At 62.2% G+C, this 26,966-nt stretch carries 21 protein-coding genes; 5 read left to right on the top strand and 16 right to left on the bottom strand.

Annotation, left to right across the window (positions count from 1 at the left end; genetic code table 11):
• Positions 1 to 75: 75 nt before the first annotated feature.
• Positions 76 to 552 (bottom strand): hypothetical protein, encoded by a 477-nt coding sequence (locus DI606_RS13450; protein ID WP_293983882.1) that lies wholly within the window; start codon positions 550 to 552, stop codon positions 76 to 78.
• Between the two features lie 910 nt (positions 553 to 1,462).
• On the opposite strand from DI606_RS13450, the gene DI606_RS13445 reads away from it, so the two are divergent.
• Both DI606_RS13445 and DI606_RS13440 read left to right on the top strand, forming a co-directional pair.
• A complete protein-coding gene (locus tag DI606_RS13445; protein ID WP_293983880.1) occupies positions 1,463 to 1,954 on the top strand; it encodes a hypothetical protein in 492 nt (163 codons plus the stop codon).
• Between the two features lie 18 nt (positions 1,955 to 1,972).
• Positions 1,973 to 2,266: a hypothetical protein gene (locus tag DI606_RS13440; protein ID WP_293983877.1), complete on the top strand. Its 294-nt coding sequence runs from the start codon at positions 1,973 to 1,975 to the stop codon at positions 2,264 to 2,266.
• A gap of 293 nt (positions 2,267 to 2,559) precedes the next feature.
• Here DI606_RS13440 and DI606_RS13435 read toward each other — a convergent pair whose 3' ends face one another.
• Positions 2,560 to 5,781, bottom strand: coding sequence for a S41 family peptidase (locus DI606_RS13435; RefSeq protein WP_293983874.1), 3,222 nt, complete (start codon positions 5,779 to 5,781; stop codon positions 2,560 to 2,562).
• Positions 5,782 to 5,849: 68 nt separating this feature from the next.
• A complete protein-coding gene (locus tag DI606_RS13430; RefSeq protein WP_293983871.1) occupies positions 5,850 to 8,903 on the bottom strand; it encodes a TonB-dependent siderophore receptor in 3,054 nt (1,017 codons plus the stop codon).
• Positions 8,904 to 9,068: 165 nt separating this feature from the next.
• Here DI606_RS13430 and DI606_RS13425 point away from each other — a divergent pair, with 165 nt between their 5' ends.
• Positions 9,069 to 9,578 carry an Lrp/AsnC family transcriptional regulator gene (locus DI606_RS13425; RefSeq protein ID WP_293983868.1) on the top strand — a complete coding sequence of 170 codons (510 nt, stop codon included), beginning with the start codon at positions 9,069 to 9,071 and terminating at the stop codon, positions 9,576 to 9,578.
• A 181-nt stretch (positions 9,579 to 9,759) separates the two neighbouring features.
• Here DI606_RS13425 and DI606_RS13420 read toward each other — a convergent pair whose 3' ends face one another.
• The 3 genes from DI606_RS13420 to DI606_RS13410 are packed head-to-tail and all read right to left on the bottom strand — an operon-like array spanning position 9,760 to position 12,841.
• Positions 9,760 to 10,497: a hypothetical protein gene (locus tag DI606_RS13420; RefSeq protein ID WP_293983865.1), complete on the bottom strand. Its 738-nt coding sequence runs from the start codon at positions 10,495 to 10,497 to the stop codon at positions 9,760 to 9,762.
• Entirely contained in the window at positions 10,494 to 11,117 is a 624-nt protein-coding gene (locus DI606_RS13415; protein WP_293983862.1) for a TadE/TadG family type IV pilus assembly protein, read from the bottom strand. The genes DI606_RS13420 and DI606_RS13415 overlap by 4 nt, the downstream gene beginning before the upstream one ends.
• Positions 11,117 to 12,841 carry a TadE/TadG family type IV pilus assembly protein gene (locus DI606_RS13410; protein ID WP_293983859.1) on the bottom strand — a complete coding sequence of 575 codons (1,725 nt, stop codon included), beginning with the start codon at positions 12,839 to 12,841 and terminating at the stop codon, positions 11,117 to 11,119. Before DI606_RS13410 ends, DI606_RS13415 begins: the two co-directional genes overlap by 1 nt.
• A 541-nt stretch (positions 12,842 to 13,382) precedes the next feature.
• Between DI606_RS13410 and DI606_RS13405 the strand changes: the two genes are divergently transcribed.
• The gene (locus tag DI606_RS13405) at positions 13,383 to 14,447 is read left to right on the top strand and encodes an alginate lyase family protein (RefSeq protein WP_293983856.1); all 1,065 of its coding nucleotides are present in this window, start codon (positions 13,383 to 13,385) and stop codon (positions 14,445 to 14,447) included.
• Between the two features lie 268 nt (positions 14,448 to 14,715).
• Here the strand turns inward: DI606_RS13405 and DI606_RS13400 are convergent, their stop codons facing one another.
• Positions 14,716 to 17,082 carry a membrane-bound PQQ-dependent dehydrogenase, glucose/quinate/shikimate family gene (locus DI606_RS13400; RefSeq protein WP_293983854.1) on the bottom strand — a complete coding sequence of 789 codons (2,367 nt, stop codon included), beginning with the start codon at positions 17,080 to 17,082 and terminating at the stop codon, positions 14,716 to 14,718.
• Positions 17,083 to 17,345: 263 nt separating this feature from the next.
• Between DI606_RS13400 and DI606_RS13395 the strand changes: the two genes are divergently transcribed.
• On the top strand, positions 17,346 to 17,810 hold the full coding sequence (locus DI606_RS13395; protein WP_293983852.1) for a hypothetical protein: 465 nt from the start codon (positions 17,346 to 17,348) through the stop codon (positions 17,808 to 17,810).
• Between the two features lie 151 nt (positions 17,811 to 17,961).
• Here DI606_RS13395 and DI606_RS13390 read toward each other — a convergent pair whose 3' ends face one another.
• The 9 genes from DI606_RS13390 to DI606_RS13350 form a co-directional block, all read right to left on the bottom strand.
• On the bottom strand, positions 17,962 to 18,627 hold the full coding sequence (locus tag DI606_RS13390; RefSeq protein ID WP_293983850.1) for a peptidylprolyl isomerase: 666 nt from the start codon (positions 18,625 to 18,627) through the stop codon (positions 17,962 to 17,964).
• 80 nt (positions 18,628 to 18,707) lie between these two features.
• Positions 18,708 to 18,983 (bottom strand): HU family DNA-binding protein, encoded by a 276-nt coding sequence (locus DI606_RS13385; protein WP_293983848.1) that lies wholly within the window; start codon positions 18,981 to 18,983, stop codon positions 18,708 to 18,710.
• 135 nt (positions 18,984 to 19,118) lie between these two features.
• On the bottom strand, positions 19,119 to 20,042 hold the full coding sequence (locus tag DI606_RS13380) for a diguanylate cyclase (protein ID WP_293983846.1): 924 nt from the start codon (positions 20,040 to 20,042) through the stop codon (positions 19,119 to 19,121).
• Positions 20,042 to 22,843: a hybrid sensor histidine kinase/response regulator gene (locus DI606_RS13375; protein WP_293983844.1), complete on the bottom strand. Its 2,802-nt coding sequence runs from the start codon at positions 22,841 to 22,843 to the stop codon at positions 20,042 to 20,044. Before DI606_RS13375 ends, DI606_RS13380 begins: the two co-directional genes overlap by 1 nt.
• Positions 22,840 to 23,211, bottom strand: coding sequence for a hypothetical protein (locus DI606_RS13370; RefSeq protein ID WP_293983842.1), 372 nt, complete (start codon positions 23,209 to 23,211; stop codon positions 22,840 to 22,842). Before DI606_RS13370 ends, DI606_RS13375 begins: the two co-directional genes overlap by 4 nt.
• A 79-nt stretch (positions 23,212 to 23,290) precedes the next feature.
• The gene (locus tag DI606_RS13365; protein WP_293983840.1) at positions 23,291 to 24,850 is read right to left on the bottom strand and encodes a right-handed parallel beta-helix repeat-containing protein; all 1,560 of its coding nucleotides are present in this window, start codon (positions 24,848 to 24,850) and stop codon (positions 23,291 to 23,293) included.
• An 8-nt stretch (positions 24,851 to 24,858) separates the two neighbouring features.
• Entirely contained in the window at positions 24,859 to 25,425 is a 567-nt protein-coding gene (locus DI606_RS13360; protein WP_293983838.1) for an LptA/OstA family protein, read from the bottom strand.
• The gene (gene lptC / locus DI606_RS13355) at positions 25,425 to 26,072 is read right to left on the bottom strand and encodes an LPS export ABC transporter periplasmic protein LptC (RefSeq protein ID WP_293983836.1); all 648 of its coding nucleotides are present in this window, start codon (positions 26,070 to 26,072) and stop codon (positions 25,425 to 25,427) included. The genes DI606_RS13360 and lptC overlap by 1 nt, the downstream gene beginning before the upstream one ends.
• Before the next feature lie 17 nt (positions 26,073 to 26,089).
• On the bottom strand, positions 26,090 to 26,707 hold the full coding sequence (locus tag DI606_RS13350) for a ribonuclease D (protein WP_293983834.1): 618 nt from the start codon (positions 26,705 to 26,707) through the stop codon (positions 26,090 to 26,092).
• Between the last annotated feature and the right edge of the window lie 259 nt (positions 26,708 to 26,966).

The raw sequence follows: 26,966 nt of genomic DNA, 5'->3' as shown, positions 1-26,966 counted from the left end.
AAACCCCATCTTGACCCACCCCTGACATCCGAAACATAATCGCAAGGTGGGTCACTTCTCGATGAAAACCCCGGGTCACTTCTCAGCGGCAATCAACAGGGCCAGCTTTAACAACTGATCCGTTTCCGGATCATGGTGATAGTGCCGGTGAGTAATGTCCTTCAGAAAAAAATACATCTGCGATGGAAGGTATTCCGCAGCGAGTTTCTCTGCCGCAGTTAGTGGATCTGCTGTAGTGTCACGCCCGACAAACAGGCCGTCTTCAAACCATATTCGCAGTTCTCCGGTTCTGAAGAGAGCAAATTGGGCGACGTGGCATACTACCATCGCTTGAGCCTGAGCCGTTCGCTTGAGAACGGTCTCAGATAAATTATCTATGAGGAGATCTGTGACAGTGCCAACCTCGCTGGCTTGAGCCAACGCAGCATCAATGGCGCGATCGATCTCGGCTAAGTAGGATTTCCTGCTACGGCTAGCCGCTGCATCAGAATCGCGAGGGACAACAAGAATGGCTCCACAGAGCGCGCCATTTTCCTCAGGACGCTCGTCCACCGCGCCGTCCTTCAAAAACGGAGTGCGCGCTCGCGTAGTCCGCGCGACCAGAATGAAGTCTTGCGTTACCGACCGCCGCAGAACACCTACAATGTCCCCAGGTAGCGGGAAATCCTGAGCAGATCTTTGCGTGTGAAGAACGACCGTCCTCTGGCCAGTAGTCGAGCTACGATAATTGATTGAATGGGGGTGTGCTTTGGAGCACATCAGCCCAAATGACAAATGGCCGGATACGTTTGGAACCCAGCCCACATAGCTGTGCTCACATCCTATCTATGGATAAGCACCGATGAGAGGCAGGGTAAAAGGATCAGTCACAACGCGCCGAATAACTGCGCGAAGCTCTTAGATCAATTCAGAAGAGGGTGCTCTGGTCTGACGCGCATGCACCAATTTGCCACCCTTAGCCTTCAACTCGATGCCTTCTAGCTCATGCATCGTTGCGCCAAAAGTAGTGCTAGGCAAACTTCCCGATACCCAAGTCCGTAGCCCATAGCGCTTGCGACGAAGGCGAGCGATGTCCTGCTTACCGCTACGAAGTGCGCTTACAAAAACGGTTGCAAGTATTACGGCCAAGAAGCCAAAAAGCACCGACACGATGGTAGCTGCTATCTGCATCTTGCCTAGCTGATCGCTCCCAGTTTCTAATGCTGCCGTCAGAGCATGGCCCCGAATCGTGCGAACGGCACATATATAAAACGAAGGAATGCTGCAAGGCGTTCCACGTCTAACCGAAAACGGTTTATGTCAAGCGATTCTAAATGGGTCAAAATCGGTGTGCTGGTAAACGCACTTTGATAGAGGAGGAGCACTCCTTTTCGTCCTAGAGAATACATCCGATCCGAAGTGCACTGGCTTGCACGCATCCCGACAGACGATACGCTGTCTTCTCATACAACTGGAGATGAGAATGGCGTTTTTCCCTGCACAGCTTTTTACGGTGAAGCCCTGCAGCGAGGTGCGCGAAATTGCCCTTGCGAAGGAAATCAGAGACGACAGCGACCTTCTGCTTCTGACCGGAGACACCTCCCATCTGGGAATAGTTCTGACAGGAAGTTATGCCGGTAGAGGCTACGGCATGGCCGACATCCGCTCTGACGCCCATCTGATCTGCGAGGGTGTAGAATTTGAGGTTGATCTCGACTCTGCATTTCAGCCCGCTTTCATCAGGCAGCCTGCTGGCGCTTTAAATCTATCTGCCTCCGGCCTCTCAATCTCCTTCATCAAGAAGGACGGCCACGGTTTCGACAAGTTGATGCTGTCGAAATTTGGTGAGCAAAACGGCTCGACAACCACGAAGGATGATTCTGTCGGTTTCACGTCGTGGCGTCTGATCAAGCGCGTCGGCGACCAAGTCTACCCTCTGTTCGAGTTTAAGGCCGCTAAGGTGGCTGATCGCTGAGCTTTTCCGGGGGGCGACATGAAGACATTTCCATTCCTCGCTGCGCTGCTAGCGCTGACCGCTTGCAACAAAACGCCCATGGGGCGCGCCGATGAAGCCTTTGACCTGGCAGACGCAGCACAGGCGAACGCGCGAACCGCTCTCAGCCGTGCGGAAGATCTCGAATCCAAGATCAGCGATCTCGAAAGCGAGAAGTCTCAGCTGGAAACAAAGCTGGACGAGCTGGAGGCGAAGATGGAGCAGCAGCGCGCGGAATTTGAAGATTATAAGCAAGGCTCGGTGCAATGGCATCACAAGCATGGCGGGTATTAAGCCGACAGCCCTCCGAGTTAGCGCGCGTCCAGCACAAACCCAGCCGGCGGCGGATCAGTGGCGAAGCCCGCTGGCGGTGGCGGCGTGTTTCCGCATTCTTCGAGCGGGCGGACAATGCCGTCCGCCTCGAAATGCTTCAGATCTTCGCCGATTGCGGGTGGCCGGCTGTCACCGGCCCCGGCGGATGGCGTATCGTTACATCCATCCTGCTACCGATCGACGCCGGTCACGACCGCTCGGGAAACTTCATGACAATCGCGTCGGCGCTTGCCCGCGCCGCAGGATCGCCCCTGTCACGGTGCGCTTTCGATATGTTTGTCGGGGCCGGGGGCGCCTTTCGCGAGCGTGCCGGGATTGCCCGCGATTTGCGAAAGCAGATGGCGCGTGGCCTGCGCCAGTTGCGGGTCGTCGCCACCAAGGCTGGCTTGGGCGTCGAACCCGATCTCGACATCGGGCGCCACGCCCTTGCCCTCCACGACCCACGACCCGTCGGTCGCCCCCAGCGCATATTGGGGTACGTTGGTTTCGGTCCCGTCGATCAACGGCCCGGTCGATCCCGTGCCCACGGTGCCGCCCCATGTCCTTTTGCCATAGATCGGCCCAAGCCTAGCCTGACGCCATTCATAGGCCATGGTATCGCCGTCGGACATTGTCGCTTCGTTCACCAGCAGGCCAAGCTTCCCTGTAAATACCTGCGTGAAACCACCCCAGGGATAGGTTGTGGGATAGTCGATGCCCTTCACATGCCCGGTCGTCAGAAAGGGGCGGCCCAACCGGTCGATGATCAGCGGCGATCCGCTGCCACCCAGATTACCGCGAATGTCCACGATCAGAGCATCCTTGCGAATCTGGCCGAAATAGCCGCGAGCAAATTCTGCCAGCCCCTGAGGCGACATGGCGGGAATATGGACGTAGCCGATCCGTCCGCCCGACACGCGATCGACCAGCATCCGGTTGCGTTCGCTCCATTCGCGATAGATCAGCCCTTCCTGATTGGCGATCGGCTTCACCACGACGAACCGGGGCGCCTTGTCGCCCTCATGCTGGATAGTCAGCACGACTTCCTTTTCTGCCTTGCCCAGCAACGCCTGTGACGGATCGCTCTGTTCGTCCAGCATTCGCCCGTCGATAGCCAGCAGCCAGTCGCCCTGCCGGACGCCCTTGCCATAGGCGGCAAGCGGGGAACGATAGATAGGGTCGACCGGATCGCCCGGATAGATGTGAGCGATCCGCCAGCGCTGTGCGGCTTCGTCGAACGCAAGTTGCGCGCCAAGGGCCGCCGATCCGGGCAAGGCTGGCTGCAATTCGTCGCGCCCATCGATATAGGCATGCCCAACATTGAGCTCCGACACCATTCGCCCGATCAGTTCGGTCAGGTCGCCGCGACTGCCGATCCGCGGCAATTCCTTGCGATAGCGCGTGCAGATCGCAGCCCAGTCATAGCCGTGCATGGCAGGGTCGTAGAAGAAATCGCGATAACGACGGCAAACCTCGTCGAGCACCGCGGCCCATTCCTGGCGCGGGGCCACCGTGCCCGTCATGCGATCGATCGCCACCGGCGCGGTCTTGCCCGTGGCGCTGTCGAGCAGCGTGAAATCCCTGCCCTTGCGGGTCAGGATAGTTCCAGTCCACCGGCTGAAGGAATAGGCGTCGAACGGCGCGCCGACGACACGCGGCTCCTTCTTCCCGAAGGAATAGGCATTGAGTTGATAGCCATCGCTTTGCGAAGCTGCCGTCGTGACGAACAGAATATCTTCCTTCGTCACCGCGAACCCGTCGATGTCGCCATTGGCGACAGGCGAGCGCAAGCCCCGATCCAGCAGCCCCTCGAATTCGATCGTCGCCAGGGGCGCGGGGCGCTGGTCCTCATTGTCCGACTGAAAAGGATCGGGCAGGCCGTTGCGCAGCGGCAGCACGGCGATCGCCCGGTTGCGCGGAACCTGAAAGTCCCACTCGCGTCCGTCGAACCTGGTAGCGACCGACCGCTCGCTCAGGCTGTAGAGATAGTTGCCGTCGGCTGAGAATGCAGGCTGCATCGCGTTGTAGAGTGCATCGCTGGCGGCGAAGGTCTGGCCCGTGACGGTGTCGAACAATTGGATCTGGCCCATGTCGGTCGGGCCGAACCGGGTGTAGGCCAGATAGCGGCCATTGGGCGACCAAGTGTAATCGTGAACGAATACGCTTGCACTGCGTCCGGCTTCCCTCATCTGGCCGGTCGCGATCCTGACCAGGTAGAGCGCGCCGTCCTTGCCCGAAAGGGCAATGCGGGTTCCATCAGGGGACCAGACGGGATGGGAAAAGCGGTTTCGATTGCCTTTCGTCACCTGCCGCGCTGCCCCCCCGTCTGCCGGGACGATCCATAATTCCTCTTCGCCGCTACGGTCTGAAATGAAGGCCACCCACCGTCCATCGGCGGACATGGCGGCTTCGCGATCCTGTGCGTCGGAACTGGCCGTCAGCGCGCGGACGGGTGCGTCGCCGGTCCCGACATCGAAGATATCGCCGCGCGCCGCCACGATCGCGCGCTTGCCGTCCGTTCCCGGCTCGAAGCCGTCGATCGCGCTGGCGTAGGACATGAAATGCGGCCGCGCCTGAAGATCTTCTGCGGCCACGCTGATATGTTGCTGCTGCGCCTGTGCCGTCGCCGGGTCATAGCGCCAGATGCGGCCCATCACTTCATAGACGATCGTGCCGTTACGGTCAGCCGATGCCCACATCGCGTCGCTGTCATGATGCGTGACCTGCGTGGCTTCGCCCGAACCTGGGTCCTGCCGGAACAGGTTCATGGGTCCATTCCGGTCCGACAGGAAGAAGATGCCCTGCCGCGTCCAGATCGGGTCGCGTTCAGTCGCGTCGGTGCGGGTGAATTGGCGTGCCTTGCGGCCTGCCCGGTCGAATATCCAAAGGTCCTGCGCCCATCCTCCGCGATAATGCCGCCACGTGCGAAAATCGCGGGACCAGGGCGAATAGAGCAGTTGCGATCCGTCGGGCGACAGCACCCCGGCGCCTGCACGCGCCGTGCCGACGGGGCGGATTGTCCGCCCGGCGACAGTCACCGTGTAGAGATTGCTTTGCGACAGCATCGCCGCATCCCGCATCGAACGGAAGAGGATGGCGTTTCCATCGGGTGTCCAGCCCATGACCTGATTGTCGTTGCCCCATCGCGCCGAGAGGCCCTTGCGCGCCGGGTCGCTGGTCAGGCGTCGCGGTTCGCCACCCTCGGCAGACATGACATAGACCTGATCTTCACCGTCGATGCGGCCTGTGAAGGCTACGCTTTTGCAATCGGGAGAAAATTTCGCAAAATACTCGGTGCCCGGACTGCTGGTCAATCGCCGGGCCTGTGCCGCCTGCCCGTCCTGGAGCCACAGATCGCCAGCGAAACTGAACATGATTTTTGTCCCGCACACGTCGGGATAGCGCAGGAACGGGTCGCTGGCTTCGACATTTTGCGCAAGCGCGGCGGAGTGCAAGAACGCGGCGAGAGATAGCGTCGACAGCCAGAATTTGGTCATGAATGGATCTCGAATAGGGGGGGTGGGGCAGGGCCGGCGGGATGGCGCCTCCCCCGCCCCCGCTGGGGTCAGAAGCCCTGATTGATCCGCAGGAAGAAGCTGCGTCCCGTTAGGTTATACTGGTTCCCCGCCACGGAACCGATCCGGTAGGTGAAGGCATCGGGTCCGATCACCGGCGGCTTGCGGTCGAACAAATTGCTGATGCCCACCAGCAACGTGGTTTTCTCCAGAAGCTGATAGCGGATCGACGTGTAGGCGGTCACATAAGCCGAAACCTTCAGCAGTTCGCGGACTTCGGCGAAGTCGTTGGCGTTTCCGTAGGTGTCGCGGCCCGCATAGGCGCCGTAGAAGGCGAAGTTGGTCGTACCGGGCAGGAACGATCCCTGTTCCATCCAATAGCGGGTATCATCGACCTTGCCGACATAATTGCCGCCGAACGTCCATGTCAGCTTCTTCCAGTTCAGCCGCGCCTCCGCATAACCCGTGAGCTTGGGGAAGCCCGACAGCCCATTGCGTTCCAGCGTCGGGCTGAGCGCGTCGCGCGTGACCGAGTTTTCCAACGCCCGCGTTCCCCGCACTTCGACCTCGACATTGGTGTCGGTCGCCATCGGCACCGCGAACTGTACGGCGAAGTCGATGCCCCGCGCGCGCTGGCGGGACAGGTTGAGATAGCGGTTGTTGACCGTCGTGATCGCCCGCGTCACCGGGTCGCGCGTGATGCGGCTACAGAAGCTGTTCCGCTGATCCCCGGCCAGATTGTAGCAGTTGTTGATGATGTTGGTGACGCCAAAGGTGTCGACTTCGTTATTTACCTTGATGTCATAATAATCGATCGCGATCTGAAGGTTCGCAAAGCCGGGGCGGACGACGATGCCGGCATTGAAGTTGGTCGATGTTTCCGCCTTCAGCAGCCCCTTCCCGCCGCCGCTGACCCCGGTGATGCCGGTGTTGAACGGCGCGAAATCGGGTGCGAAGCCCTCCGCCCGGCAATTGGCGATGACTGTCGACGTCGCGCCATCGCCGTAACGCTGGCACGGATCGGTATAGTTGAAGAAGGAACTCTGGTCGGCAAGGTTCAGTTCGTAGATGGTTGGCGCCCTGAACGATGTGCCATAGGACGCGCGCAAAGCGATTTCCGGGATGATTTCCCACGCCCCTGCAACGCGGTAGGTGGTGTTGGAGCCGTAGGATTTATAGTCGGTGTATCGCGCCGATCCCGTTACGCGCAGGCTGTGGAAAAGCGGCTTGTCGGCCAGGATGGGAATGCCCACTTCGCCGAACGCTTCCTGGACCGTGTCCGAACCTGCGGTCCGACCAGCGGTCGAGAAGGCGAAATAGTTCGCGTTGCGCGCGTTATAGCCCGGCGTATCGTCGAGGTCGTCAGTGCGGACCGCAAAACCCAGCACCGCTGACACTTCGCCCGCAGGCAGCGTAAAGAGCGGCCCGGACATGCTGCCTTCGAACGCAAACTGGTCGTATTTGGTGTGCCCTTCCTCATAGCCTTCCAGAAAATTGCGCTCCGCATCGGTCCAGTTCTGATCGACCAGGAATCGCTTGCTGAGCCAGGGAATGGACACGCACGGCGTCGGTCCTGAAACCCTGATCAGGCTGGCGTCGCAGGCGACGCCCGGCGCCGACGCAGCATTCACCCGGTCGAGATAGTAGAAGGTCTGGCCATATGTCCCGCGCGACAGGCCCAGCCGTCCGCTTATGTCGTAATTCCATTTGCTCAGCGCGCCACCGGCGAACTTCCCGCGCAGGCCGATCGTGGACTGGAAAAAATTGACTTCCTGTTGGGCGCGGAACGGGCGGACGATCTGCGGCCCGACATCGCCGCTGGACCGGCCGCCGCTCAGGTTGATGAGCGCCTGGCCCACCACGTTGTTGGGATTGGTCGCGGATAGGAAGGGATAAAGGAAATACCAGCTGTTCGAGGTCGATTTACGGTTGGAATAGAGTGCGCTGACATAGAATTCCGAACTATCCCCAATCTGCACCCCGGCCGAAAAATAGGCGTTGATCCGCTGCAATGGCGAGACGGAATCCGCATTGTCATAGGCGCTGCTGCCATTGGGGGAATAGGGGAAGGTATCGGGAAAGCCGCCCCGGTTCGCGCGCACCCAGTCGAGCAGCGGAGCGGCGGCGGGGTTGCCCGGCACCTGAAGGCCAAGCGCTGCCGGTGGATAGGGTCCGTTCGCCTTCGTCGGATCGTAGATGAAGGCGCCGCCGTAAAAAAACTGGTCGAAGAAGATGCCCGTCGGATTGTGATTGAGGCAGCGAAAATTGCCGCTGCGATCCCGCGCGTCGACCCGATCTCCGCTGGCCGGGTCGTAGACGAAATCCTGCCGGCATGCCGTCCTTGGCCGGTCCTTCATATCGAGCTCATACTGCTTGTCGAATTCAACGGCGGCGTTGACATAGAAATTGTCGTAGTTGCGCCCCCAATAGGCGCTTGCCTGCACATATCGGCCGCCGGTTTCCTCCGGCAAGCGGGCAAAGCCGCTCAACTCAAGGCCATTGCCGCCTTTGCGGGTGATGACATTGATGACGCCCGCGATGGCATCCGATCCGTAGATCGACGATGCGCCGGTGGTCAGCACCTCTACCCGCTCCAGCGCGACCGAAGGGATGACGTTGAAATCGACCGGCGCGACCTGGCTTCCCGTGCCCGATGGAGCGATCCGCTGGCCGTTCAGCAGCGTAAGCGTGCGCGTGGCGCTCAGGTTTCGAAGGCCGATCGAGTTGACGTTGGCGCCGCCCAGAACGACCGATCCGCCCGCCCCGGTACCGGACAACTGGTTGTTGATCTGCTGCGTTCCCGATGCGGCGGTGGCGCGGGACAGCATTTCCGCGACCGTCGCATTGCCAGCCGATATGCTGGCCTGCGGCCGCAGCACCTGCACAGGCGCCAGGATCGAAAATTCAGAGGGCAGGCGCGAACCTGTGACGACGATCGCGCTGGACTCTCCCGCGTCGACCGCCGTCTTGGGCGTGCTGGATGCTATGGCATCGCCGCTGGATGCCGGCTCTTCAGAGGATATGCCCTGGGCATGGGCTGTCACGCCATATGCCAACGACAAAGCGACAACGAACGGCGAAATTCCCGTAAATCTGGTCCTCATGATCGGCCCCCATTAAACCTGTGGAGCCCATTGCCCCACCCCCCGCCCGCCAATTGGAATCACGAAGGTACATGGAACGATAGCAGCAAGCCCAAACCAGTTCTCGGCAAACATCGTATAATTTTGGCTTTATTTTGTTAATTTCTTACGCCATATCGCTGATTCATGACAGAAAACGATATCCATATCCCTGATCGCCTCGATTATAGAATCATGCAGATTCTGGCGACGGAGGCGCGATCCAGCGATGTTGCCATCGGGGAACAAATCGGCCTCTCCAGCAACGCGGTGGCCCGTCGCCGCAAATTATTGGAAGATCGCGGCTTCATCGGACATTATGCCGCCGCGTTTGATCTTGAGTTGATGGGATACGGCACCCTAGTCATCGTTCAGTTCGAACTGGTGTCTCAATCGGACGAGGCGCTCAGAAAATTTGAAATGGGTATCCAGTCCTGTCAGTCGATATCGAAATGCTGGTTCATATCCGGCGACATCGATTTTCTGGCAATTTTGCATGTTCCATCGCTGAACGACTACGATGAGACGTATCGTAAGGAGCTTTCGACTTTACCAAATGTCTCTAAAATACGAAGTTCTTTGGCGTTACGGAAGGTTATGGATCGATCAATTGCGCCCAGAATTATTTTTCCTGCTCCGCACAGACTGCCAGGATAAACGGCTGGAAAAGTATCGATAAAGCCTATTGGGGAAATTATTTCATTTCGGTTAGCCCGCGCAGTACTGGCAGCGTCACGCAAAAAGGACAGACAGCCCACTCGTGCCGTACGCGCGACAGCGCCCCGTCGCCGCCTTCAATGCGGTCTATACAGTAGGAGACAAACTCGCGAATTTCTGATCATGGGGCGTGCAGGTCGCAAGTGGCGCGCGGCGTGGACGGCGACGATATGGGATTATAGACTTGGGCAAAATCGCGCTTGTCACGAACGATGAACGACGCCGTTTGCCGAATGACCCGGGGCTTGACCATCAGATCGCCGAATATCGGCTGATAACCGTAGTTCAATTCCACATACATCACGCCTGAACGTAATGGAGCGTTTATAGTCTCCGTTCCCGATCCCACACCGAGGGGAACGTCAGTGCCCTTGCCCGCTTCATCGGCAGACGTTCCGGCATTTTTCGACGTGGCGTAGCGCGACTCATACTCGGCACCGGATTTTGCACCCATGCATCGTTGCCAATGGATGCGTTGAATCGGGCTGCTATCGTAACTTTGCTGCACATATTCCAAGCTGCTGACGGTGACGCGGCCATTTTTCGCAAGGTCTATTCCCGCGCCTTGCAATCGGGCACCTTGAAGCACGTCATTGATATCCAGTTCGCGCAACTGTACCGTTGTCGAAGAAGTTGCGAACCCGACGCGCGAAGCGTTGTCGGCCAGCGTCAGGGCGATCTGGTTGATCTTCATGACCGTCAATGCCTGATTGGCGATTTCCAGCCCGTACAGACCGATCGCCAGCACCAGGGGAGAACCCAGCGCAAATTCCAATACCGCAGTCCCACGCGCTTCAACGGCAAAGCGTGCGACAGCCCGGCGGCCGGCAGCATAAATGCTGAGCGGCGATAGCGTCATGTGCACACCTCGGCTGGAACGACTATATCCTGCGCTGCATAGGGTTGGTTCTTCAGCAATGTGCTGACGCTGATGGTCGTCGCGGTGCCCCCGCCCGCTCGCCACGGCAGCGGAAAAATCCGCGCGAACGTCAGCCTGAACGTATAGAGGGTTACATCGTCCGACCCGCCCTGACCGACCCTGCCGGCATCCGGATTCCACGTTCCGTTGCCGTTGATGTCCGTGAAGCACTCCTTGGGGTCGCGAACGGCGTTGCCGTTATTGTCGACAAACGGTTCGGGTCGAACCTGGGCGAATGCCGTGTAGGTCCTCCGCGTTGCGCACCATGTCCCGGCAGTCGGGTTCTCATCGCACGATTGGCTTGGGGTTTTCATCATGCGCGCCAAAGCGGAGACAACCGTCGCATCGATGTCGTCCGCGGCTTCGCCACCGCCCTGAATGGCTGAATCCCGTCCGGCTTTCTGCACTGCGCCTGTCAGGATGCTGGTCGCATAGAAGGTATAAAGCAGGTCGCTTAGGCCCATGATCATGACGATCAGGATCGGCGCGACAAACGCGAATTCGACAAGGGTTACGCCCCGCTGGTTGCCAACCAGGCGTCGAAGAACCTTGCCTGCCATCACTGCGCGATCCGCAAAGTGGCGATATGCTCGGCTATGATCTTGAACTTTTCCGACAGGTCAGGACCAGAGGTGGTGGTCAGCGCCTTATCGGCGGTCGTCGCGCATTGCTGCATGGTCGCGACTGCTCCGGTGGCAATGGCCACGGTCCAAATCTGGATGTTTCTCGACTTGGCGGCCTGGCACGCGGCAAGGAAGCGCTGTTCGTGGAGATAGGTCAGCGTCCCGCCGTTCTTCCCCGGGCCGATACGCTTGTCCAGCGCTTCCTGCCCATACATCGAATAGAATTTGGTCTGCGGGGCCATGACACCGTCGGTCAGGAATATGATGACGCGGTTGGGCGTATTGCGTCCAGGCCACGCCGCCGTGTCTGCGCTCCAGGGGCCGCCGGGCGACATCAGACGCCCACCCCAGATCATGCCGATGTCGTGGTAGGTGCCGCCCATCGGCGCGAAGTCCACGGCATTGATGTAGCGGCTGACATCATCCCGCGTCATGACGCCCAGTCGTTTGACAGGCTTTGGACAGGTCGTAACGTCCTGAAAATTCGGGTCGCTCGATGAAAGCGTATCGAAATTCCAGAAGCGCCCCTTGGACGACACGTCCTGTTCGCCGATGGACTGGCCGGCCCCCATCGCAGGGCGACGATATTCGATGGTCGGCAGATGCGGCCACCAGCGTTGCGCGCCGGTCGGTTTCAGGTCCGGATCGATTTCGGGGGGCAAGGTCGAAAAGTCGGCGGAGCCCGGGCTCGATGTCGCACTCTCGATGCAACCGGCCCATTTGACCGCCTCGCCGCCGGTCTTGGTCGGGTCCTTCATGGTTCGACCCGCTACCAGGGGGCTGACGTCGACTGGCTGTCGGTCATAGGTCCACACAGGACCGGGCGTCCCGGCATCCGCAGTGGCAACATAGCGGGTCTGGTAGTAGGGCCTGTCGAGCGAACCGCCCGATCCGACGAGGAAACCCGGCGAAACATCCAGGATCGCCTGTCCTACGTTGACCGACGAGGAATAGGGCACGAAGCCGTATCGCACATGGGTCGATGCATCCGCATTCGCCGCAAACGTATCGTAGAAGGCAAGCACCGCCTTGCGCAGCGCCGCAATGCGCGAATCCGCAGCTTCCCTGACGGAAAGGCCCGTGGTCCCGGGGTAGCCGGCAGGGATGGAATAGTTTGCGATCCCGTCCGAACCCGGCCGCGTGTAGCGGCTGGCATCCCCCTGACTATCCGTAAAATTCCCGCAATCCATATTGGCCATCGTCGGTGGACAAGCCATGGATCCGGTCACATCGAGGACGAACAGCACATCGGTGTCGGACACATCGTAGCGCGCAGCGCACGTAACGTTGACGACGGCATCCTTCGCGCCGAAAAACCCCATGACGGTCATTGGAACGGTCGTTGCGGCAATCCCCGAAACGTCGCTTTCATTGGCCTTGGCGGGCGTGAATGTCGTGTTGCCGGTGCCGAGCCAGCCGTCGGGAAAGTTATTCCGGAAAAACGCTTTCGCCTGGTCTCGAGCGGCGGGTTCCAATATCGCCGACGTGCTGGCGATCGTCATATATTTTCGTCCGGCGAGCACCCCGGCGTCGCACGCCTGCTGAAGTCGCGCCTTGACCGCATAGGTTCGAGCGACATCGATGGCGCTGCCCGCAAGACCGAGGACCGGGATCAGGGCAGCCGCCAGGATCGCAAGGACGTTTCCGCGACGGTCCGCCAACAGGCGCATCAGGAAACCGGACGGACGGGCCCGTTTCGGGATTATGCGGATAATAGCAAACGGCATCGGCGCCTACCTTCGCGTCAGGCATGTCTTCGCATGCGGTCGATGCCCTTGGATATCCCGCAATCCTTAAATTTACGGAAATATTTGATTAGTGGATTATGAATTTATATGAGAATTATGGCGACACGGATTTAGCGGTGCCCCGCCGCTGCCTATTATCGGCCCATAACAGCATGATTAGCTTATACATATCTCGATCACAAGCTTCTTAGACAGTATAGCGGTGGACTGCGCATTGAGCCTCAGCATCGAAATGTGCAACGGCATCATGCATATTTGAATTACAGGGGTAGTTTAGGATTCTCTGACGGATAGGGAGCAGGATAAGCGTATGACCGTGGTTGCAGGACAAGTCGATCATGCACGGCAGCGGCTGCGGCCTGCTAATTTGGGCGCCATATACGGGACCGTGGTGGCGCTGGGACGTCACTGTAGTCGGTTGTTTGCTGCCCTGTATGGACCCCATCCGGGACGCATGAAGGGTGTAGACGGTTTGAGGAGCGTTTTCCGTCTGGGCGCTGTTGCACTCCTCACGAGCGCAACGCCTGTCATCGCGCAAGACAGCCATTCGCTTTTGGCGCCGGATCGGTATGAGCAGATCGGCGATGACGTCGCAGCCATAATGACGGCGCGCGCCATGTCCGCCATCGATCGACCGCCTGCTCCCCTGCCCCATGTGCATACGGAAGGAACGCTACCGGGGCAGGGCATTCGTGAAGCGAGCGCGAAGGCAAGGCAGGATCTCCAGATCGCACTGGATTTTGCGGTAGCATGGCGCACGAGCCACGACCGGCGCTATCTGGCGCAGTTTACGCGTTATCTGTCAGCCTGGCTCGCGACGTATCGGATTTCACTGAATCCGATCGACGAAACCTGGTTCGACCGGCTGATGCTCGCCACCGACCTGGTCAAGCCCGATCTCGATCCTGCGCAACGACGTGCGGTCGATGCCTTCTGGCGGCAGATGGCGGAAGGATATCTGGATGCCATGCAGGCGCCGCGGTCTCATCCGCACACCAACTGGCAGAGCCATCGTGTCAAGCTGGCGACGCTGGCGGCCTATCAGTTGGGCGATGCCGCCCTGATAGCCCGCGCACGCACGGCGTTCCGCGATCAGGTGACGGCTAACATCCGCCCGGATGGGTCGGTGTTCGACTTTTACGAGCGCGATGCCCTGCATTATGTGGTGTACGATCTCGATCCACTGCTGATGGCGGCAATCGCCGCGCAGCGTCATGGCGAAGACTGGTATAAATGGCGCTCGCCCAAGGGATCGAGCCTCGCTGGCGCAGTCTCCTGGTTGATGCCTTATGCGGACGGAACCCTCAAACATGTGGAATTCGTCCATTCCAAGATAGCGTTCGACCTGGAGCGTGCCGCCGCCGGCCAAAAGCAGTTCGCGCCGCATGAATGGGATCCAGCCGGAGCGGTGGATACGTTCGCGCTGGCGGCGCTGTGCGATCCTTCGCTGCGGCTCTTTGCGTCGTCCCTTTCGAAAAGGACAGAAACGCCCGTGCAGGATTGGCTAAGGCTTTTGTGAGCGCCCGACCGGTGTCGCCAATTTGCGTGCCCCCCTCACGCGTCTTTTCGAATCGGCACGCCGATTTTCTTCAGACAGGGGGGCACAGCACGGACGCCGTCCCCCCGTCATAAAAATTCATTCAACTATCCCGCGTTGCGCCCCGTCGCGCCGCCAAGTCCCTGGATGGCTTGATCGGGCAATAACGTGCCGCCCTCACACGCCACTAAGTGGCGGGGCGAAGGTTTCACGATGACAGCCGACGACGACATTGGCATGCCGAGGAACTTCAGCTTTTCGGCAGTGCATAGGCCAGGGTATAGTCCCCATAGCGTGTGCCCAGTGCGCCATGCCCTCCTGCGGTGATGACGATATATTGTCGGCCGTCGCGCCCACGATAGGTCATCGGGGTTGCCTGCGCCCCTGCCGGCAGGCGCGCCTTCCACACCACCTTTCCGGTATTGAGGTCGAAGGCGCGCAGATACTGGTCGGTCGTAGCGCCGATGAAGGCGAGCCCGCCCGCAGTGATGATCGATCCACCGAGGTTGGGCACGCCCGTCTTGATCGGAACGCCAAGATGCGAACCGAACAGGCCGGTGTCGCGCGCCGTACCGAGTACCTTCCTCCACAGCACCTTGCGGGTGCCAAGGTCGACGGCGGTCAGATGACCCCAAGGCGGCGCGACGCACGGCGCACCGAAAATGCCGACCCAGGCCTTCACCACCGCGACATAGGGGGTGTTATACTGCGTCTGCAGCTGCGCCTGCATGGCATTCTCGCCGCCCTGCTTCTGCTTCATCAGTTCGGCGACGCGCGGATCGTCCCGTTTCATCAGCCACAGCTTGAACGGCATCTCCATCGTGTTGACCGTCATCACGCCACGCACCGGATCGACCGCCGCGCCGCCCCAGTCGGTAACGCCGTCGAACGCGGGATGGCCGATGATGGGCTTCAGCCCCATCGGCTGGTAGATACCGGTTCCCTGTGCGCGGCGAATGTCGATGCGACAGAACAGTTGGTCGATCGGTGTCGCTCCCCAGGTCGCGACCTCGGTCGGCGCTGCGGGCGTGAAGCTCGGCATCCCCGTGGAGAAGGGCTGCGTCGGTGACACACGGACCCCCGGCGTGGCGCCATCGGTGCGCACCGGTTTCTCGGTAATCGCCGCCAGCGGCGCGCCGGTCAGCCGGTTGAGGAAGAACACCTGCCCCATCTTGGTCGTCTGGATCAACGCCGGGATAACCTGTCCGTTCGGCGCTCGATAATCGAACAGCGAGGGGCCGATGGGGAGGTCCATGTCCCACATGTCCCGGTGAACGAGCTGCCGCATCCAGCGCAGCTTGCCCGTCGCGACGTCGAGCGCGACGATCGAGGAGCCGAAACGGTCGTCGAACGGCCTACGATAACCGATCCAGTAATCTGGCGAGGCGTTGCCTGTCCCGAGATAGACCAGCCCATTGGCCGCGTCGGCAGTGATCGCGCCCCACACGTTCGGTGTCCCGCGTGTGTAGGTCTGGCCCGCCGGCAGCGGCGCGATCGCATCGGGAGAGCGACCCACGTCCCATGCCCAGACCGGAACACCCGACACCGGATCGTAGGCGCGCACCACGCCAGAGGGGATGTCGCGATTGACGTTGTCGATGATCCGCTCGCCGATAATCAGGCGGTTGTTGACGACGACGGGCGGCGTGGTGCCGATCTGGTCCGACGGCTTCGACGTGCCCATGTTGGCGCGCAGGTCGATCGCGCCCTTGTTGGCGAAGCTGGTGCATGGTCGCCCGGTATCGGCGTCGAGCGCGACCAGCCGGGCGTTGAACGTCGGGGCGAAGATGCGGCGCGGGCACGGCGTTCCCGCCGGTGCCTCGAAATAGGTGACGCCGCGACAGACCAGGTAATTGTTGCCCTGGATACGCGCGTCCTCATGCCAGCTCCACTTGGTCTTACCCGTGGTCGCGTCGATGGCCTGTACGAAGGAGTGCGGGGTGCAGGTGTAGAGCGTATCGCCGATATGGATCGGCGTCGCCTCGGAATGATATTCGCGTTTGTGGTCCTTCGATTCCGCCGCCATCGGCAAGTCGCCGGTCCGCTGCGTCCAAGCCAGTTCCAGACGACCGACATTCTGCGGCGTGATGTCGGCCAGAGCGGAATAGCGGCGGCCCGACAGCGTCCCACCGTAATTACGCCAGTCCGAATCGGCCTCGCCAGTCGGAGCCACGGGCCGCGCGACTGCGCCGGGCGTACCTTGCGCTTCGACCGCGTTGCCGTGCAGCGCGACGCCGCCAATGCCGAGCGCGAGCAGCATCGCCGCCGCGACGGGCACCGCGTTCGCGGGCGACCGCCACCGTCGCGACCGCCACCCGGTCAGCAACACCAGAACCAGCAACACGGTCGGTGCCACCAGACGCGGGACGAGTTGCAGACCGTCCAGCCCGACCTCCCAGATCGCCCAGATCAGCGTGCCGGTCCAAATGGCGACAAATAGCAGGCGCCCGATCCGGGCGTTACGGCCGAGCAGCGCACCGCTGACCACCATTGCGATGCCGGCAACCAGATAATAGGGCGACCCGCCCAGCCATGCGAGTATGCCGCCCGCGACCGCAAAGAAGCCACCGAGGATGGCCACACACCACGCGATTGCCAGCCGGTAGAGCCGAACCATTGCTGTTCCCTTTCAAACTATTGCCAGCGTAACGCTTCGACGGGCCGAAGTTTCAGGTCGGCACACTCTTTTTGCGCCGATCTCCCCTGCTCAAGCTCAATCCATTCCCGGTTGCTGGCCCGCGAAATCGCTTCTGCCGACATCTCCGCAAAAGCCTTATCGCACCGCTGGCCTCGGGTTCGTCATCCATCCGGCGTTCAGTTCGGCAGGGGGCATGATCCATTAAATCTTGGAAGGTAAGCACACCCTGCGAAGGGGTGGCTATGCAAACGCAAAAGCAGTCGAAAACATGGCGTATCTATGCGGTAGCCATGGCGTCGGTCATAGGCACATCGCACCTCTCCTATATCTTGCAGGGCCGTCCTCTGGGTGGGTGGCGGGGGGCGCTGCCCATTTTGCTCGCTATCTTTGCGGTCAACCTATGGGCATTCGGTTTTCGAATGGGCGCTCCGGTATTGTGGCGCATTTTTGCGGCAGCTTTCATTCCATACACATTATGGACGCTGGGCGGCATTGCGTTGGACCTTCTAAGGATGAACCCTGACGCTAAAGGCTGGCCGACCATCCCAGCGGATATATCGACTATAATCGCCTTCGCCCTCCTTTGTATGGCCCTCATCAAAATGGCTTGGAAGCGCCGCCCCCTGCATGCGCACGCGGCAGACGCTGCTCAACCGATACTCGACGCAAGACTTGCCGCCATCAAGCGAGCATATTCGAGCCACTAGGACATCTGCACCGGAAACGCAGTTCCTGCGTCGGCAATCCTGTTTCGGTCGCTAACGCCTCTGCCCTTTCGGGCCGCCGCTTCCTGTCCTGCGCAGGGGGTTTCCCCCGTCATCGGCCCGACCATCGTGGACGACGCACCCGTCCAGCTGTCTATTTCGCTGCCTTCTTTTTAAGCCCGATCAACCACGGCTTCACCCCCGGCGAAGGGTGCGGCGTGCCGTCCAGCCTGCGGGCGCGCAGGATCGCCACGGGTTTCACGATCATCTGCCCCCGCATCGGTCCCGACCCGCAACATGTCGGCACCGCCAGGATTTTGCGTACGACATCCATTCCCGCGACGACATGGCCGAAGGCGGCATAGCCGATGAAACTGCCTTTCGCGTCCATATTGGGGGTCGCGCCGATAGTGATGAAAAAGTTGCCCATCGCCGAATCGGGACGATTGGGGCGCGCCATCGACACGGTTGCGTCGAGGTGACGAATGCCGGTCCTGTCGGTCGGCTCATGCGGGATGGGCGGCAGCGACCGGCGCGCATCGGTATCGATCCCGCCCTGTATCAGGCCGTAACGCGGATCGCTCTTCCGTCGGGCCGCGCGATAGAAGGTCACGCCGTCGAAGCGGCCATCGTCGACATAGGTCAGGAAATTGGCAGACGTACGCGGCGCGCGTTTCCGGTCGAGGGAAATGACGATTGTGCCGACCGAGGTTTCGATGGCGACGCGGGTATAGCCGGGCGTCGGACGATCGGCGGGCAAGGCCTGCGCCGTCAGCGGCAACAGGCTCAAAAGCAAAGGCAGCAGGCGACGTAGGATCATCGCCCGCTGCCTAAAGCATATCCGGCGGCGCGCAAGCGGGCGGCAGGCCTGCCGCCGCGCAACGCGGGCCGTGTGAGCGATCAGCCGTTCAGGCGGTCCTTGATCGCCTTGGCGGGGGTGAAGGCCAGCTTCTTGGACGCGGCGATCTCGATCGTCTCGCCGGTCGATGGGTTGCGGCCCTGACGCGCCGGGCTGTCCTTCACCTTGAACTTGCCGAAGCCGCTGAGCGAGACTTCGTCACCCTTGGCGGCAGCGTCGGCGATGGCGCCGATCACGGCATCGACCAGCTTGCGCGCATCGGCCTTGCTAAGGTCATGCGCGGAGGCGACGGCTTCGGCGAGATCGCTGTTGTTCATAAGATCATTCACTCCTGGCTTATGGATGATCCTGACCTAACCGCCAGACATGCCGCCGTCTACGCCTTCAAGGGGGGGAAAAGGCATCAAAAGGTAGTAAACAGGGCGAAAATCGCCGATTTGGCGGTCACTCGCTCAGCAACGGACCGGTTCGAGCGCGAATTCACCCCCCGAAATACGATTCCGCCCCCCCTGCTTGCTTTCGTAAAGCTGCCGGTCGGCCTCCGCGATCCAGCAGTCGCCGGACAGGTCGGGATGGCACCGCGCGCTGGCGATGCCGATGCTGACGGTGATGTAGGGGCTGACCTGCGACCCTTCGTGCGGGATATTGAGCGACTGGATCTGAAGCCCGATTTCCTGCGCGACGAGGTTCGCGCCTTCGGGGTCGGTGCCTGGCAGGACGCAGGCGAATTCCTCCCCGCCGTAGCGTGCGGGCAGGTCGGTCGCCCGCTTCACCGCGCGGGCGAGCGCCGCCGCCACCATCATGATGCAGCGGTCACCAGCCGGATGGCCGTAGGTGTCGTTGAACTGCTTGAAGAAATCGATGTCGAGCATGATGACCGACAGCCAGTCGCCGTTCCGCGACAGCCGCGCCGTCTCGACATCCAGCGACCGCTCCAGATGCCGCCGGTTGCTCAGCCCCGTCAGGGCATCCGTCACCGCCATCGTCGCCAGCTTGTCGCGCAATTGCTTGAGTTCGACATGATTGCTTACCCGCGCCCGCAGGATGGCAGGCTGCACCGGCTTGGTCACATAATCGATCGCCCCCAGCGCCAGCCCGCGCATCTCGTCCTCGGTATCGCCAAGGCCGGTCGTGAAGATCACCGGTATGTCGACGAGCAGCGGATCGGCCTTGAGCAGGCGGCACACCTCGAACCCGTCGATGCCGGGCATCAGCACGTCGAGCAGGATGAGGTCGGGCTGCGCCGTGCGCGCCACATCCAGCGCCTGTCGCCCGGACGTGGCGAAACAGACCTCATAATCGTCCTCCAGCACCGCGTTCATGATCTCGATGTTGGAAATTTCGTCGTCGACGATCAGGATGGTGGCCTTGCCCATCATTGCGCTCCTGCAGCAGGCGCGTTGGCGTCGATCAACGCCAGCGCGGTGTCGTAATCCAACTGTTCGAGTGCCTGGTTCATCGGGTGCGCCGCCCGCCCCGCCGGGTCCAGCCCCAGGGCGTCGGCGTAGCGCCGGAACCCCGCCCGTGCGCTCAGGCTGCGGCGGAAGAGGAGATCGCGCAACGCTTCGCGCGCTTCCTCGACCAGCGCGGGATCGACGTGAAGCGCGGGCGCGACGGAGGCGTCGATCCTCTCGCCCGACAGCGTGCGGGCAGCCGCGATGGCCGGCGCGATGACTTCGTCCAGATCGACGATCGCCAGCCGCGCCCGTTCGGTTTCCCCGTCCGCGATCATCCGTTCGATGTCCGCAGCGATGCGATGGACTGCGGGCAGCTCCAGCGATCCCGCCACGCCTTTGAGGCTATGCGCCAGCCGCCGTGCATCGGGGAGCAGCCCGGTCGAAAGATAGACGCGAAGGTCGCGCGCCACATCGCCATAGGTCGACCCGAACGTGACGATCAGCTTGCGCAACAACGTCGCCTTGCCGTTCACGCGCCGCAGCGCGGCGGCGATATCGAAGGGTGGCAGGCTGTCGGGCAGCCCGCTGGCGTCCGCACTCCCCCTGTCCGCGCCGCCTGCCTGCGCGACACCGGCGCGCGGCGTCAGCCAGCGGTTGAGCGTCGCCATCAGCGCTGCGGGATCGACCGGCTTGGCGACATGGTCGTCCATCCCCGCCTCGCGGCAACGCTGCTTCTCCTCCTCATAGGCGTGGGCGGTCATAGCGATGATCGGCAGGCGTTGGGCAGACCAGCTCTGGCGAATGATGCGCGTGGCGGTGATGCCGTCCATTTCAGGCATCTGCACGTCCATCAGGACTGCGGCATAGTCGCTGCCATGGGCCTGAACCATCTCGCACGCGATGCGGCCATTGTCGGCGACATCGACGATCAGCCCGCCATCGCTCAGCAGTTCGAGCGCGATCTCCTGGTTGATCGCATTGTCCTCGACCAGCAGCAGTTTGAGGCCGCGCAACGAAGCTGCCACCTGCGGCAGCGCCGATGCGGTCATCGGCCCGGCCGGGGCGGCAGGCACGAACAAATCCCCGATCGTCGTCAACAGCGTCTGCGGCGCAATCGGCTTGGTAAGGAAGCCAGCAATATCGGCGTCATGCAGGTCGCCGCGCAGATCGTCCGCCCCATAGGCCGAGACGATCAGCATGCGCGGCGCGGCGTGGCGCAGGGCGATGCGGCGGATGGCGCGAATCGCCTCCATCCCGTCCATGCCCGGCATCTTCCAGTCGAGCAGCAGCAGGTCGAAGGGGCGCCCGCTCCGGTCGGCAGCCTCCACCGCCGCGACCGCCTCGTCGCCCGAAGCGACCAGGTCGACCGCCATGTCCCAGCCTGCGAACATGTCCTGCATGATCTGGCGCGAAGCAGGATTGTCGTCCGCGGCGAGGATGCGCAGCCTGCGGACATGGTCGGGCGCGCCTTCGTCCTGCGCGCCGCCCTCCTCCTCATGCGCCATCCGCATCCGGCAGGTGAAGCAGCTCCCCTCGCCCGGCGCGCTTTCTACGCGGATTTCGCCGCCCATCTGCTCGACGATCTGGCGACAGATGGCCAGGCCAAGGCCGGTGCCGCCGAAGCGCCGCGTGGTCGAACTGTCCGCCTGCGTGAAACTGCTGAACAGGCTCTCCTGCTGCTGCGCGGTCATGCCGATGCCGGTGTCGCGCACGCTCAATTCCACGACCGGCGCATCGTCCTGCGCAGCGACCATGGCGAGGCGCAGAGTCACTTGGCCGCCTTCGGAAAATTTGACGGCATTGCTCAGCAGGTTGAGCGCCACCTGCCCGAAGCGCATCTCGTCGCCCACCAGCCGTTCGGGCACGTCGTCGGCGATGTGCGATTCGATGCTCACCGTCTTCGCTACCGCCGCCTCCGCGACGAGGTTCAGCTGATTCTCGATGGCCCGGCGCAGATTAAAGGCGTGCCGCTCCAGCGTCAGCTTGCCCGCTTCGTTCTTCGAGAAATCGAGGATGTCGTTGATGAGGCGCAGCAGCGACGATCCCGCCTGCGCAATCTTGCCCAGATAATCCTGCTGCCGGGGGTCGGGCGCGCTGCGCTGCGCCAGATGGCAAAAACCCAGGATCGCGTTCATCGGCGTGCGGATTTCGTGGCTCATATTGGCGAGGAACAGGCTCTTGGCACGGCTCGCCGCCTCCGCCTCGCAGGTCCGGGCTTCCAGCGCCGCGTTCTTTGCCAGGATTTCTTCGCCCATCTGCTGGTTGCGCGCGAAACTTTCGACCAGCTTGTCGCTCAGCCACATGAGCACGGTGGCCTGGAATGCGACGATCCCGGCATGGAGCAGGACGCGCTCCACATTGCCTTCCCCGGGAAACACCGCGAGCGGCAGGAGATAGAGCAACAGCAAATGATGCAGCGCCGTCGCCGCCGCCCCCGCCAGGATCGCGCGCTTGTCGCACCATGCGATAGTGAGCGCGAGCATCGCGAAGAAATACATATGCATGTCCATCTGCCAGGCATGGCCGCGCAACAGCAGGAGCAGCATGGCAGGCTCGCCCATCAGGGCGACTGCGGACAGATAGCGGGTGGCGGGCGCGACCCCCTCGCGCCACCATGTCAGGTGATAGGCCCCCGCCAGCAGCGCGCCCGCCCCCGCCGCGACCAGCGGCGAATGGCCGGTCATCAGCGCGACCGCCGCCAGCAGCGGCACATGCATCCAGAACAGCGGCAGCAGGAAGCGCCCGAACTGTCGGCGCAGATGGTCCAGTTCGACGATCATGAAGGTTCCCCCCGGAAAAGTGGCGCAAGGCACCCGCCCTGCGCCGGCGCTGCGATGACGGCCCAGGCCCCCGCCCGTTGCAACGCCTTTGCAAAGTCTGGGCGACTGGATCGGGCGATGGCGACATTGGCGAAGCGCCCCCGCTGCACCAGCCGTCCATCGGCGATACGGATGATTTCGATGGCGTCGGCCAGCCGCGATCCCGGCGGCCCAACCACCGCATAGGTGTCCTGCGCCCCCGCGCTCGACAACGAAGCGACGGTCAGGGCCGCAAGCCCCCCCAGCAGCAGCAGCGCGGCAGGAAGCACGGCACGCAACCGCGCCTTGCCTGCGGAACTCAATGAACCGACCTTCTCCATGCGGCGCATTTCACCGCATTTTTATTGTCTTTCCCTTAATTCGCCCGACCCTGTGACCTGCCATCGGGTCCGAAACGGTGCACATGGCTTAACGTCTCGGTGAGGGACCGGTCACCCGCCGCCGCGCTTCCAGCATCGATACGGGGCGGGCGCGCTTCAACTGGACGGCGCGCCCCAGCTCCCGTTGCAACATCGCCATCATCCACTCGCGATGCCGCGCCAGAAACGCGCCGAAGCCTTCGGGCCGTGCCGGATCGAACACCGGCACGGCCCAATCGGCGGGCGCAGCGACATAATCGGACTGATATCGTCCGTCCTCGTCCTGCGGCACGTCGATATGTCGGCCCCAGAACATATTGCCGTCGAACCGGATATGTTCGGCCGGCGCAAAATCGGGCGCGATCAGATAGTCCGGCCCCCTGCGCCCGGCCTCGTGGCCATAGCGCGCCTTGCCCGCGACCTTGAGGACATTGTCCTCGAAGCGCACGTCGCGCGCCCAGCCGTCCCACTCCGTCGCGATAACCATCTGCACGTCGATCCCCGCGCCCACATGCACGACATTCCCTTCGACCACCGCGCCGGTCACATTGCCCGAAAGCTGGACGATGCGGCTCAAATCGTTGCGGCTGACGTTGAATCGCGCCACGCTGTTGCGGTTGCCCAGATTATCCGGCTCGCTCACCCTGGGCGAGCAGATCAGCAGGAAGCCGCCCTGATTGTCGTGGCTGTAATTGTAGAGCAGCGTCGTGCGGCGCGAATTGAAATCGCTGTCGAAGCCCTGCCCGTCATAACGAGTGCGCGTGAACGCCGCTTCGTTCAGCTGGATAAGGCTGCTGTCGGTGCTCCATTGCCAGATGCCCGCATTATATCCCGGCGCCCGCGACCCGGCATAGCGCACGATGTTATGTTCGATCAGCGCGCCGTCCGTACCGCGCGGGACGATGCCGTCGCCGCCCACATCCTCGACCAGATTGTCGCGGATGACGACATCCTCGCTCGGGAACCAGTTGGTGCGGCTGACCTGATCGCTGATGCCCGCGATCCCCGAACGGTCGACGCGCCAGACGATATTGCGTTCGACCGCGATGTCCTGAAACCGCGTCGCGCGCCGCGGGCCCAGTGCCTGGAAGACGATGCCGCCATTGTCCTTGCGCGCGTTGGTGCCGCGCACGTCATGCACATACATGTCGCTGATGCGGATGCCGCGGGTCACCCCGCTGTCCTGCGCGCTCACCAGCACGCCGTAGCGCGACTCGGCACCGGGCGCGTGGTCGGCAGTGTCGTTGGTGACCTCCAGCCCGCTGACGCTCACATATTCGGCGTTGAGCACGGCGACGCCATGGGGCGACACGCCGCCCGCCTCGATCCGCGGGCGCGGCCCTTCCCCGGTCGCGCCGACCGTGATCGGGGCGGACGACCGGCCCGACCGGCTCAGCGTCAGCGGCTCCTTCCAGACCGACCCGGCGGTCAGCAGGACGCTGTCGCCCGGTTTCAGCGGAAAAGCGTTGACGCGGCCCAGCGTCCGCCACGCCTGATCGGGCGCTAGGCCGCTCGCGCGGTCATCGCCGGTCAGCGCGTTGACATGATAGGTTTCCGCCATCGCCGGCATGGCAGATGCCAGCAGCAGGGCCGCAACGCTCCTCAGCAAGGCGTGCTTCAGTTGTTCCGCTGCGGGACCGTGAAGGTGCCCGACACGCGCCCGCTCGGGCTCGTCGCCGCGCCCGGTACGCTCCCGCCGGTCGACCGACCGTCCACCGTCGTGCGCCCGCTGTTGAGGTCCATCACCAACCGCCCCCCGGTCAGGCGATTGACCCCCTGCGTCAACGAAACGTTCCCGAGCATCGTGATCAGCTTGGCATTGAGGTCGTAGATGGCGACATTGCCGCGCGCGGTCTGGTCCGCCTTGGCCACGACGACATTGCCCGACGCGTCGATGCGGTCGATCTCGATCCCGCCCATGTTGCTCGCCGTGCTGCTGCCGGGCGGGTTGTGGTAGGCTACCGTCATGCGCGCCGCAGTCAGCGTCATGCCCGCCTGCGTCACCTCGACATTGCCCGACACGACGACGCGGTCGGCACGGTCCTGCACCTCGATCCGATCGGCGGTGAAGTTGACCGGGGCGTTGCTGTCGTGGTTCTTGAAAACCTGCGCACCGGCACCGGCGACCATCGTCGCACTCGCACCGGCAAGGCCCAGCGATAGGAGGATCAGCGTGCGTTTCATCACTTGCGCCCTTTGAGGCCATTTTGATCGATGCGCAAGCGGGCGCGACCGTTGAGCGTCACGGTTCGCGCCGCCATGTCCGCTTCCAGATGATCGGCGCTGAAAACCCCGATCGGCATCCGCCCGTCGACCCGCCCCGCACTCTTCATCCGTCGCGTCCTCAGGTCCACGCCCACGTCGCGCGTGGTCAGCCGGTACCCGCCCGCCGATTCGAACTGGACCGGTCCTTCGATCCCGACCCGCTCGGTCTCCATGTCGTATCGGCCCTTCTGCGCGGTGATGAGCGCAGGCCCATCCTCCAGCAAGATCCGCGCCGACAGGCTGTTAAGGTCCACTATCGGCTCGCGCGAACTTTTCTGCACCGCGCTTCCCGCCCGCAGGGAGAAGGGCTGCCCCTTGGTATCCTCACCGCGATAGAGCGCTTCGGTCAGGCGCATCCGGTCCTTCGCCACTTCGACCTTGTTCTTGTCGAGCACGAAGCTCACCCCCTCGCGCCCGGTGAAGGGCGCGGTCGCCAGCAGCGCGGCCAGCACGCCCACGGCGACGGGCAGCCAGTTCTTGAGCAGCGCGACCATGCGGTCATGGCTGCCCCCCGGCCGCGCCCACTGGCGTCGCACGTCGCGTTGCTGATCGGCCTGGACGGACACGAAGCGCTCGCTCTCCCTTACATATGCGCGAAGATGTCGATCTCCGGCCATCCGGCCAGGTCGAGCGCCGCACGATGCGGCAGGAAATCGAAACAGGCCTGCGCCAGTTCCATCCGCCCTTCGCGCACCAGCCTTTTGTCCAGTTCCGCCTTGAGCTGGTGAAGGTAACGCACATCGGACGCGGCGTAATCCTTCTGCGCGTCGGACAATATCGGCGCGCCCCAGTCGCTCGACTGCTGCTGCTTGCTGATGTCCTGACCCAGCAGTTCGCGCACCAGTTCCTTCAGGCCGTGACGGTCGGTGTAGGTACGCACCAGCCGAGAGGCGATCTTGGTGCAATAGACAGGCGCGGCGATGACACCCAGATAATGCTGGATCGCCGCGATGTCGAAGCGACCGAAATGATAGAGTTTCAGCCGCTCCGGATCGGCCAGCACGGCCTTGAGGTTGGGCGCGGCATACTCACTGCCGGGATTGAAGCGGACCAGATGCTCGTCACCCCGCCCGTCGCTGATCTGGACGACGCACAAGCGGTCGCGCGGAGTGATGAGGCCCATCGTCTCGGTATCGACGGCCACCGGCCCTTGCGCCAGCACGCCTTGCGGCAGATCTTCTTCGTGGAAATAGACGGTCATGGCTTCCCCTTATGGCGAAACCGCCCGCGCCGCAATCGACCCTTTGGCATCCGGCGCATTCGGGCGCGGGCGCACCCGGCCATAACGGGCCTGCAAGAATGCGACGCACGCAACAGCTTCGCATCATGTGAAAATCATTCGCGCTCACCCGAAAACTTGTTATAGTGATTCCCAAACCCGCCTTTGCGGTGGATTCTGCATGTCATTCGCCCGACATGTTTGTCCGATTGGTCTTGGGGCGAAGCGAAAGTGACTAACA

It is taken from the genome of Sphingobium sp. (assembly GCF_003248505.1).
In the GTDB taxonomy this organism is placed as follows: Bacteria; Pseudomonadota; Alphaproteobacteria; order Sphingomonadales; family Sphingomonadaceae; genus Sphingobium.
Note: the sequence above shows the minus strand (reverse complement) of the source record. Positions and strands in the feature narration are given on the sequence as shown.